Below are 9,091 nucleotides of genomic sequence, written 5' to 3'. Positions count from 1 at the left end.
TAGGCCCGATGACGATCGCCTGCCTGCTTGCGAATACGCTGACCGCCGCGTGCCGGGCGAATGGCCTGCCAGAGCCCGAAGGCCTGACAGCGTGAGATTTGCTGCTGCTCTTCACGCAGACGATGGCAAGTCGGCCAGTTCCAAAGTGCTACAACATTGGCGATTGGCGGGCCGCGCCATGCGTATGGTGATAGTATCAATTGGCCCCTCTCCGACGAATGTTGCACGCGTCCGCGCTTTGATAGCCCGCGCGGCACAAATAGACATGGCACTGGATCAGCAGCTCTGGGGCAAAGAAATGTCGCAGGACGAATGTCGAACTCAGATCAAACAACTAAACGAGTCGGTGGATGTCTATGCTGTCCTGCTTTTACCTGATGCGCCTGCGCATATTGACGTACTCAACTTGCGAAGTGAGTTACAGGGGCATAAAGACCTAATTCGCCCCGGTGCATGGCACTATCCCGGACCCGTTCGTCGGGGCGAAGTTGATTGCGTATTAAACAGTGCGATTGCTGCCCATCAGACCCAATGGGATGCGCTGGATAACGGAGATGCTCAGATCGCGAGATAGCCGATTCCCGCAAAAGCGATAATGCATCCAAGCCATTGAAAGAAAGCCATTTCCTCTCGCAAAATTGCCCAAGCCAAAACAACAGTCAACAACCCAAAGATCGAGGCTGCAACGGACGCGTATTGGGCATTAGGCAACCCACCGGCAGACACGACGCACAGAATTGCCACCGCATCGAGCGCACCCATCAGGCACAACAGGGGCAGGGCTCTTGCGCCCGGCCAAAGCGACTTGCGAGATGCAATGGCGATTACCGCCAGCACAGGGATAGCGGTCAGACGGCCAATCAGTGAAACAATGTACTCGTCGCCCAGTTCGGCTGCGTACTGACCCAAAGCGAATGTTGCAGCGAACCCTATTGCAGCGAGTATAGAAAAGGCAATCGTCGGCCCGGTGGCAGGGTATTCCGTACTGTCGTCGGATCGGGTCGATACAATGGACACGCCGACACCAATGGCAATGATCGCCAGCCATTGCCAGATGCTGACCTCGGAACCACGCCATATCGCAAGTGTGACAGACAAGACCGGATAGCTGGCGACAAGCGGTGCGACGAGACGTACAGGCCCGCGTTGAAATGCGGCATACATACTGAGGCCAGCCAGCAAATAAAAGCCGCCTGCTACAACTGCGTAGGATACTGCATTGGCGGACATGGGGGTGAACCCAGCCCATATTGCCACAAGTCCGAACTGTAGCAGCGCCCCGGCAACCAGTACGGCCATCAATGCGGCAATGACGCTCACGGACTGACTGATATATCTCACAGCAAGATCGTGAAAACCCCAGCACAATGCTGCCAGCAGACCCAGAGCAAGGGCGTTCATCCGGTCGCCTCATGTATCTGGTCATGCACGGACATTCCGTGTCCACCTTTCGATATCAACCGCGCTATCATGTCACTGGTGATAAACTTATTTTCCTGTTATGCAATATTTTTTGACGGCTGTAATTCGGGGAAGAGACGTATGTCATCGGCATTGGATCAAATCGGCGGTGAAGATCGACTTCGGGCTCTGGTCGAACGGTTCTATGACCGCATGGAGACCGATCCGGCAGTGCATTCGTTGCACAGGCTACATTTTCGCGGCCATGGATTGTCTCATACGAGACAGGCACAGTTTGAGTTTCTGAGCGGATTTCTGGGCGGTCGGGCTTATTATCGTGAGCGATTTGGTCATATGGACCTGCGGGAAATTCATGCGCATGTGCCGATACGCGAGGCCGACGCCGAGCTTTGGCTGGATACGTTTGACGCCGCGTTGGCGGATTGTGGAATGGACGGTCCGATGGTGGACAAAATGCGTAGAACTCTGCGCCGTGCCGCATTGATGCTGGTCAACGATGTCCCAGATTGGAGAGATGAAGCCGACAGCGGAAAGAACCTTGAGGTTCATGACTGATCAGGTGTGATCAAATCTGTCGCAGTTTGGCGTAGATGCTGGACGTAATCTTGAATTGTTCCTCGGCAATACGGTCGCTGTCAGAGACCATCTCCTGCACCGCATCTGCGCATCCAAGCCAATCCACAGCGCATTGATGATTTGCCGGATCGGTCATCCACGATTGGATCGTGCCCTGAACAAGTTCGGGGTGAAACTGCACGCCCCAGGCGCGATCTGAGACCCGCAAAGCCTGTACAGCACAAGCATCAGATTTTGCCAGAACCGATGAGTTGGGCGGTAGGTCGATGGCCTCAACCCCATGCCATTGTAGCACCCGGAATTGATGGGGCAGGGCCCCGAACAGCGGATCACTGCGCGCGTTGACAGTCAGATTGATGGAAAGCACACCGATCTCAGGCTTTTGCATCGGTGCACATTTCCCTCCCAACGCATCAACCAAGAGTTGGTGACCTAGACATATCCCAAAGTACGGTCGCTTGAGGTCTTGAATCCAGGTCCTGATCGCTTGTTTTTCGGACACGAGCCACGGATGCGCCTCGGTTTCCCAGACGTCCATCGGGCCGCCCAGAACCAGAAGAAAATCAAAATCGTCGAGTTGCGGGATTGGTTGGCCATCATACAGATGCACGACTTTGGCCGTATCACCGCATGATGAAATGTGCTCCAGAAACGCTCCGGGGTTTTCGCCCGACGAATGCTGGAAAATCAGGACAGTCATTAGGCACGGGCCTCCATCTGAGCGTCGGCATTGGGGCGGCAGTGGTCTGCAGCCCCAAGGTTTCTTAGATATCGAGCGTGTGGTCCTTTTCCCAGCGTGAGAAATGGCTGACGAACGAGTTCCACTCCTGATGCTTCATCTTCAGAAACGCGCTTGAGAATTCCTGACCCATCATGGCTTTCAACTCGGTATCGTTGTCATATTCGCGCAACCCGTCGAGCATGTTCAGCGGTAGTTTGGGGGCGTCGGTGACGGTGTGGCCTTCAGCATACATGTCAATGTCCCAGCGACGTCCCGGATCGGCCTTGGAGCGGATGCCGGACAGACCTGCGGCGATAATGACCGCCTGCAGCAGATAGGGGTTGGTGGCCCCGTCGGCCAGGCGCAGCTCGAACCGGCCCGGGCCTGGCACCCGGACCATGTGGGTGCGGTTGTTGCCGGTCCATGTCACGGTATTGGGGGCCCAGGTGGCTCCTGACATGGTGCGCGGGGCGTTGATACGCTTGTAGCTGTTCACCGTCGGGTTTGTGATCGCCGCCAGCGCGCTGGCATGTTTCATGATGCCGCCGAGGAAGTGCTTACCCTGTTCGCCCAGACCCACCTCGCCGGTCGGACCGTCGCCTTCGCCGGCAAAGACGTTGGTTTTGGCGTCCGCTCCGGGTGCATCCCAGACCGAGATATGGGCGTGGCAGCCATTACCGGTCAGCCCTTCGACAGGCTTGGGCATGAAGGTGGCTCGCAGCCCATGCTTTTCGGCCACTGACTTGGTCATGAACTTGAAGAATGAGTGCTTGTCGGCGGTTTTCAGAACGTCATCGAACTCCCAGTTCATTTCGAACTGGCCATTGGCGTCTTCGTGGTCGTTCTGATAGGGTCCCCAGCCCAGTTCCAGCATATAGTCGCAGATCTCACGCACCACATCATAGCGGCGCATCACCGCCTGCTGGTCATAGCAGGGCTTTTCGGCGGTATCGAACGGGTCGCTGATATGCTCGCCATCGGGGGTTAGCAGGAAGAATTCAGCCTCAATGCCGGTTTTGACATGCATTCCCATCTCGGCGGCCTCGCCAATAAGGCGGCGCAGAACATTGCGCGGGGCCTGGGCGACATCCTTGCCTTCCATCACGCAGTTACCTGCAACCCAGGCGACCTCGGGCTTCCATGGCAGCTGGATCACCGATGACGGGTCCGGCACCGCCAGCATGTCAGGATGTGCTGGGGTCATATCCAGCCAAGTGGCAAACCCGGCAAAACCTGCGCCGTCTTCCTGCATCTCGGCAATCGCCTGCGCGGGTACCAGCTTGGCCCGCTGCCCACCGAACAGGTCGGTGAACGAGATCATGAAATATTTGACGTCTTTTTCTTTTGCGAAAGCTGCGAGATCTGTCGTCACGATGGCTTTCCTTTCCCTGTTGAATTTTCGATTTCCAAAGCAAAAACGCGGCCCCCGTTAAGGAGCCGCGCAGTATCAGTTCAGAACCCTTCCTTGCCCGGGTACCAGCTTGTCCCGGCCAACGGGACACGCGCCATTGCGGCGGCCTCCATCGTCAGAGCACACAAGTCCTCGGGTTCAAGGTTGTGGAGGTGATTATGACCACAGGCCCGCGCGATGGTCTGCGCTTCAAGTGTCATCACCTTGAGATAGTTTCGCAGACGGCGTCCTGCCTCGACCGGGTTCAGACGCGCCGCCAAGTCGGGATCTTGTGTGGTGATACCTGCGGGGTCCTGGCCTTCGTGCCAGTCGTCGTAGGCCCCAGTGGTGGTGCCCAACTTTTGGTACTCGGATTCCCATTTCGGGTCGTTGTCGCCAAGCGCCACCAGCGCGGCGGTGCCAATGGCCACTGCGTCGGCGCCAAGGGCCATTGCCTTTGCAACATCGGCCCCGGTGCGGATGCCGCCCGAGATCACCAGTTGCACCTCGCGATGCACGCCCAAATCCTGCAGCGCTTGCACGGCAGGGCGAATGCAGGACAGCGTCGGTAGACCTACATGCTCGATGAACACGTCCTGCGTCGCGGCAGTGCCGCCTTGCATGCCGTCCATCACCACCACATCGGCCCCTGCCTTTACCGCCAGCGCGGTGTCATAATAGGGGCGGGTCGCGCCAACCTTTACATAGATCGGCACTTGCCAGTCTGTAATCTCACGCAATTCGAGGATCTTGATTTCCAGATCATCTGGGCCGGTCCAGTCCGGGTGACGACAGGCTGAACGCTGGTCGATGCCCTTGGGAAGCGTACGCATTTCTGCGACGCGGTCGCTGATTTTCTGACCCAGCAACATGCCACCACCGCCGGGTTTTGCGCCCTGACCCACAACGACCTCAATCGCGTCGGCCTTGCGCAGATCATCGGGGTTCATGCCATAACGCGAAGGTAAATACTGATAGACCAGCTTGCTGGAATGGCCGCGCTCCTCGGGTGTCATGCCACCGTCGCCGGTAGTGGTCGACGTGCCCGCTGCCGAAGCGCCTCGCCCCAAGGCCTCTTTTGCCGGGCCAGACAACGCACCAAAACTCATACCTGCAATGGTGATCGGAATGTCCAGTTCAATCGGCTTTTTTGCAAAGCGCGTGCCCAACGTTACCGAGGTGTCGCAGCGCTCGCGGTAACCTTCGAGCGGATAGCGACTGATGCTGGCGCCCAGAAACAACAGATCATCGAAATGCGGTACCTTGCGTTTGGCTCCGCCACCGCGGATATCATAGATACCGGTGGCCGCAGCGCGGCGGATTTCCGCATTGATCGGATTGGTGAATGTCGCCGACTGAATCGGCAGGGTGCGGGGGATCTGATCGTCCATGTCTTTCATACCCTTCTTCCTCAGTAAGCAGCGGCGTTGTCGACGTCGAAGTTATAAAGCTGACGGGCGGAACCGTAGCGTTTGAATTCTTCGGGGCTGGCATCCGCGCCTGCGCGGTCCAGCAGGTCCTTCAAGATATCCAGATGCTCGGGGCGCATCTCTTTCTCGATGCAATCGGCGCCCAGGCTCTTGACCGAGCCGCGCACGAACAGCTGCGCCTCGTAAAGCGAGTCTCCTAGTGCGTCGCCTGCATCACCGCAGACCACAAGATTACCGGCCTGCGCCATGAAGGCCGACATATGACCGATATTACCATGCACCACGATGTCGATGCCTTTCATCGAGATGCCGCAGCGCGAACTCGCGTTGCCCTTGATGACCAGCAGACCGCCATGGCCGGTGGCGCCGGCATATTGGCTGGCGTCGCCTTCGACAACGACCTGACCGGACATCATGTTCTCGGCCACGCCGGGCCCGACCGAGCCTTCGACCTTAACCGTCGCCTGCTGGTTCATTCCCGCGCAGTAATAGCCAGTTGAGCCCTTGACCGTAACTTCGATGGGCGCATCCAGCCCAACGGCAATGGCGTGGCTGCCTTTGGGGTTCACGACTTCCCAATTGGTCTGGTTAGTCTCGGTAGATTGCGACTGCAGGGTGGCGTTCAACCCACGCAGGCCATCTGCTTCAAGATCATAGGTTTGCATATCATGCGGCCTTTTCGTTGGTCGTGGGGCTGTCATTGTGGGACCAGAAGTAAACCGTTGCTGGCTCCGGCTCCCAGACGCGGGCCTCGTCGATACCTGGCAGGTTCACCAGCGCCCGATATTCGCTGCCAAAGGCCACGTATTGATCGGTTTCGGCCATCACCGCAGGCTTACAGGCGATCGGATCGCGGACCACGCCGAACCCATCCTTGGTGCCGACGACAAAGGTGAAGAAGCCATCCAGATCCTCAAGGCTGCTTTCCAGCGCCTCACCCAAGGTGGCCCCGTTCATCATCTTCCAGGTCAGATAGGCGGCTCCAACCTCGGTATCATTCTCGGTTTGGATCACTACACCTTCACGGCGCAGTTTGCGGCGCAATGAATTGTGGTTCGACAGCGAGCCGTTATGAACCAGACACTGATCTGGCCCGGTGTTGAACGGGTGCGCGCCCATCGTCGTCACGGCAGACTCTGTAGCCATGCGAGTGTGGCCAATGCCATGTGTGCCGCTCATACTGCTTATGTCAAAGCGCGCGGCCACGTCCTTGGGCAGGCCCACCTCTTTGTAAATCTCCAGCATCTCGCCCCGGCTCATGATCCGGACTGAAGGCCGGATTTCCGCCAACGCGGCCCGTGTTGCTTCAAACTGCGCTGCTGGAATGTCGAGAACTGTGTGCGTGTCATTATCAGTCTGGCTTACCACCACGCCCAAGTGCTGCCCCAGCTCTTCGGCTAGACCGGCAAAGTCGTCCTTGGGATTGGGCGACTGCAGTGTCACCTTGGTCTTACCACCTGATTCCTTGCCATAAATCGCTATCCCCGCGCTGTCGGGCCCGCGATCCGTCATCGTGATCAGCATGTCTGTCAGCATATTGCCCAGTTGGGGCGCAAGAGACTGGTCTTTGAGGAATAGTCCAACAATTCCGCACATGGCTGGCAGATCTCCTTGTGTGTTTCGCTATGATTCTACGGTACCAACAATTCAAACGGACATCAATAATCATAGGAAATAAATTTTCCTGAGAGGCAATGGGCAAGAGTTTAGATATATGCCCATTGCCAGCTTTCAAAGCTGGATCAGTATCGTTCCAGCTGTGCTTTCACTTTTTCTTCGTCGCCAGTGTGGCGGGCCTTCTCGAGGTGTTCACCTTCTCGGACAAATTGGATGCGATGCCAACCTATCCAGAATACGACGCCCACGATGACCATAAGGACTTCGTAACCTTGGAAGGGATAGATCGGTCCGACCTCGGCCAGATCAACAGCCCAGCTTGTATATCCATTTGTAGACATTCTTTTTCTCCCTTACTCAGCTGGTACGCCACGGGCAGCCAGTTCTTCTTTGTCGGCTGCAATGATCGCGGCTTTGGCGTCTTCATAGGCATGGTGTTCAGCGTAATCGAGGCCCTGAAGTTCGACTTCTTCCGGAATTCGAAGCACACCTGCGGCCGATTGGATTTTCGCAAGAATCCAACCAGGCAAGAAGCCAAGAACAAAGAACATGATGACCGCGCCGGTGATCTGGCCGACCGGGTTGATCGTTGCATAGCCTTCGTATGGCGATGAAGGAACTCCCCACAGGACAAAGCCGGAAATCACCAGGCCAACGAACCCTGCATAGCCATGCACGGCAACGGCACCAACGGCATCATCCAGCTTGAACCGACGCTCGACCCAATAGTGCAGCTTGTACACGATCACGACACCGATCGCGGCGATGATCATTGCCTGCACCGGGTGATAAAGATCGTTACCGGCAGATGCGGTGATAATACCGGCCAAACCGCCCGAGAACGTCCAAAAGGCGTCACCTTTGGAAATGACATACGCTGCCATCAACCCGCCAGACAGAGACATCAGGAAGTTGAAGGTAATCGCGGAAAGCGTAGTCGGAGCCAGATAGATATTGGTCGCGGTCCACGTGACACCCGTTATCTGACCGTCGATTGCCTCCGGAGATATCGCCGGGACATTACATGCGGCATAGAATCCCCAGAAACCTGTGTAGATCAGGAATATCCCGATGGTCAGCAACCATGGGTTATGCGGCGGAATATCCCGCGGCGTACCATCTTTGGCAAATTTGCCTAGGCGGGGACCCAGAACCATGATCACCCCAAGTGCATAGCCGCCTGCGATTGCGTGAATAACCCCGGAAGCATAAGCATCGTGGTACCCAAGAACGCGCACCATCCAACCGCCGTAGTGCCAACCCCACGCGGCGTCGATGATCCACCAGACTGAACCAATCATCACGGCATGGACCCACAAGGCCGAAGATCTAATTCGCTCGATCACAGAGCCAGATACAATCGAGGCTGCCGTCCACGAGAACAGCAGGAACGCCGCCCAGAAGACGCCGGTGATTCTGTCGCCCAGATTGGTCGCCATGGTGTCGGCCCATGGCAGATTTGCAGCGCCCGCTTCGGTATCTAAACCGCCCCAGAACGGAAAGTTCGGAAAGGCCCAGTAAATCCACCAGCCGAAGAAGAAGAACGTGACCGTCACCAGCGGGATGATCATGATGTTTTTCATCAATGTGTGCATATGGTTACGGGCACGGCTAGCACCGACCTCGTACATGCAAAAGCCCACATGGATGAGGAACATGAAAACGACCGTTACCCAGTAGTAGAACTCGGTAAAGACCGTCGTTAGTGCATTTAGATTACCATCCACTTCGTAGTCTCCCTGTTGTTGCAGCAGGAGATCTTTCTGCGAAGAATTTCCTGCTGGGAATAATTATCTACTCAGGGGACAATTTCATTGGCGACCTGTCAATAGATATGTGGGGCAAACATCTTTTAGGCATTTGGTTCATGCACTTTCAGACCCGTCAAAATACAACCCATAACATTGATAAATAACCACTTTTACCGTTCTCGAT

At 56.4% G+C, this 9,091-nt stretch carries 10 protein-coding genes and 1 pseudogene; 3 read left to right on the top strand and 8 right to left on the bottom strand.

The genetic code is table 11. From position 1 onward, the window contains the following. Both ACR0MQ_RS16905 and ACR0MQ_RS16900 read left to right on the top strand, forming a co-directional pair. Nucleotides 1–95 (top strand): annotated as a pseudogene (locus tag ACR0MQ_RS16905) (bifunctional methylenetetrahydrofolate dehydrogenase/methenyltetrahydrofolate cyclohydrolase); the annotation flags it as partial. Further along, entirely contained in the window at nt 92–574 is a 483-nt protein-coding gene (locus tag ACR0MQ_RS16900; RefSeq protein WP_480609574.1) for a hypothetical protein, read from the top strand. The pseudogene ACR0MQ_RS16905 and the gene ACR0MQ_RS16900, both read left to right, overlap by 4 nt. On the opposite strand, the gene ACR0MQ_RS16895 is transcribed toward ACR0MQ_RS16900, so the two are convergent. Further along, complete coding sequence (locus tag ACR0MQ_RS16895) at nt 559–1,401, bottom strand: EamA family transporter (RefSeq protein WP_480609571.1); 843 nt, start codon at nt 1,399–1,401, stop codon at nt 559–561. The genes ACR0MQ_RS16900 and ACR0MQ_RS16895 overlap by 16 nt on opposite strands. Nucleotides 1,402–1,542: 141 nt before the next feature. Between ACR0MQ_RS16895 and ACR0MQ_RS16890 the strand changes: the two genes are divergently transcribed. Further along, a complete protein-coding gene (locus ACR0MQ_RS16890) occupies nt 1,543–1,977 on the top strand; it encodes a group II truncated hemoglobin (RefSeq protein WP_480609568.1) in 435 nt (144 codons plus the stop codon). A gap of 10 nt (nt 1,978–1,987) precedes the next feature. Here ACR0MQ_RS16890 and ACR0MQ_RS16885 read toward each other — a convergent pair whose 3' ends face one another. The 7 genes from ACR0MQ_RS16885 to ACR0MQ_RS16855 all read right to left on the bottom strand — a co-directional run bounded on the left by ACR0MQ_RS16885 (nt 1,988) and on the right by ACR0MQ_RS16855 (nt 8,883). Next, nucleotides 1,988–2,698 (bottom strand): type 1 glutamine amidotransferase, encoded by a 711-nt coding sequence (locus ACR0MQ_RS16885; protein ID WP_480609565.1) that lies wholly within the window; start codon nt 2,696–2,698, stop codon nt 1,988–1,990. Between the two features lie 64 nt (nt 2,699–2,762). Next, complete coding sequence (gene glnT / locus ACR0MQ_RS16880) at nt 2,763–4,091, bottom strand: type III glutamate--ammonia ligase (RefSeq protein WP_480609562.1); 1,329 nt, start codon at nt 4,089–4,091, stop codon at nt 2,763–2,765. A gap of 80 nt (nt 4,092–4,171) precedes the next feature. After that, on the bottom strand, nt 4,172–5,500 hold the full coding sequence (locus ACR0MQ_RS16875) for an FMN-binding glutamate synthase family protein (protein WP_480609592.1): 1,329 nt from the start codon (nt 5,498–5,500) through the stop codon (nt 4,172–4,174). 20 nt (nt 5,501–5,520) lie between these two features. Further along, nucleotides 5,521–6,204: a GltB/FmdC/FwdC-like GXGXG domain-containing protein gene (locus ACR0MQ_RS16870; protein WP_170474697.1), complete on the bottom strand. Its 684-nt coding sequence runs from the start codon at nt 6,202–6,204 to the stop codon at nt 5,521–5,523. 1 nt (nt 6,205) lies between these two features. Continuing rightward, the gene (locus ACR0MQ_RS16865; RefSeq protein WP_480609559.1) at nt 6,206–7,135 is read right to left on the bottom strand and encodes a class II glutamine amidotransferase; all 930 of its coding nucleotides are present in this window, start codon (nt 7,133–7,135) and stop codon (nt 6,206–6,208) included. 146 nt (nt 7,136–7,281) lie between these two features. Continuing rightward, nucleotides 7,282–7,497, bottom strand: a complete 216-nt coding sequence (locus ACR0MQ_RS16860) for a hypothetical protein (RefSeq protein WP_010437786.1) — start codon at nt 7,495–7,497, stop codon at nt 7,282–7,284. 12 nt (nt 7,498–7,509) lie between these two features. After that, nucleotides 7,510–8,883, bottom strand: coding sequence for an ammonium transporter (locus ACR0MQ_RS16855; RefSeq protein WP_010437788.1), 1,374 nt, complete (start codon nt 8,881–8,883; stop codon nt 7,510–7,512). Nucleotides 8,884–9,091: the final 208 nt, after the last annotated feature.

It is taken from the genome of Ruegeria sp. AN6 (assembly GCF_056540425.1).
Note: the sequence above shows the minus strand (reverse complement) of the source record. Positions and strands in the feature narration are given on the sequence as shown.

What these genes read in the sequence shown, in the direction of transcription:
- ACR0MQ_RS16870 (WP_170474697.1), bottom strand. Translation starts at nt 6,204, where the DNA reads ATGCAAACCTATGATCTTGAAGCAGATGGCCTGCGTGGGTTGAACGCC.
- ACR0MQ_RS16895 (WP_480609571.1), bottom strand. Translation starts at nt 1,401, where the DNA reads ATGAACGCCCTTGCTCTGGGTCTGCTGGCAGCATTGTGCTGGGGTTTT.
- ACR0MQ_RS16890 (WP_480609568.1), top strand. Translation starts at nt 1,543, where the DNA reads ATGTCATCGGCATTGGATCAAATCGGCGGTGAAGATCGACTTCGGGCT.
- ACR0MQ_RS16865 (WP_480609559.1), bottom strand. Translation starts at nt 7,135, where the DNA reads ATGTGCGGAATTGTTGGACTATTCCTCAAAGACCAGTCTCTTGCGCCC.
- ACR0MQ_RS16860 (WP_010437786.1), bottom strand. Translation starts at nt 7,497, where the DNA reads ATGTCTACAAATGGATATACAAGCTGGGCTGTTGATCTGGCCGAGGTC.
- ACR0MQ_RS16885 (WP_480609565.1), bottom strand. Translation starts at nt 2,698, where the DNA reads ATGACTGTCCTGATTTTCCAGCATTCGTCGGGCGAAAACCCCGGAGCG.
- ACR0MQ_RS16875 (WP_480609592.1), bottom strand. Translation starts at nt 5,500, where the DNA reads ATGGACGATCAGATCCCCCGCACCCTGCCGATTCAGTCGGCGACATTC.